Source organism: Paenibacillus sp. MZ03-122A (assembly GCF_024213325.1).
In the GTDB taxonomy this organism is placed as follows: Bacteria; Bacillota; Bacilli; order Paenibacillales; family Paenibacillaceae; genus Paenibacillus; species Paenibacillus polymyxa_B.
On record NZ_JANAVI010000054.1, the window covers coordinates 1 to 818 of the forward strand.

Here is an 818-nt window from a genome sequence, read left to right on the forward strand (position 1 = left end):
CTCCGAGACGGATCCCGAGTAGTGCGGGGCACGTGAAACCCCGTATGAATCCGGCAGGACCATCTGCCAAGGCTAAATACTCCCTGGCGACCGATAGTGAAGCAGTACCGTGAGGGAAAGGTGAAAAGCACCCCGGAAGGGGAGTGAAATAGATCCTGAAACCGTGTGCTTACAAGAAGTCAGAGCCCGATCTATGGGTGATGGCGTGCCTTTTGTAGAATGAACCGGCGAGTTACGTTCCCGTGCAAGGTTAAGGTGAAGAGCTGAAGCCGCAGCGAAAGCGAGTCTGAATAGGGCGAATGAGTACGTGGACGTAGACCCGAAACCGGGTGATCTACCCCTGTCCAGGGTGAAGGTGCGGTAACACGCACTGGAGGCCCGAACCCACGCATGTTGAAAAATGCGGGGATGAGGTGGGGGTAGCGGAGAAATTCCAATCGAACCCGGAGATAGCTGGTTCTCCCCGAAATAGCTTTAGGGCTAGCCTCGGAAAGAAGAATCGTGGAGGTAGAGCACTGATTGGGTGCGGGGCCCGCAAGGGTTACCAAGCTCAGTCAAACTCCGAATGCCATAGATTTAGTTCCGGGAGTCAGACAGTGAGTGCTAAGATCCATTGTCGAAAGGGAAACAGCCCAGACCATCAGCTAAGGTCCCCAAGTGTGTGTTAAGTGGGAAAGGATGTGGAGTTGCACAGACAACCAGGATGTTGGCTTAGAAGCAGCCACCATTGAAAGAGTGCGTAATAGCTCACTGGTCGAGTGACTCTGCGCCGAAAATGTAACGGGGCTAAACACACCACCGAAGCTATGGCTTGATGC

Annotated in this window: 1 rRNA gene; it reads left to right on the plus strand. The window is 53.8% G+C overall.

Going from position 1 to position 818, the window contains the following annotated elements:
* Nucleotides 1–818, plus strand: a 23S ribosomal RNA gene (locus tag NLX74_RS25510); the annotation flags it as partial.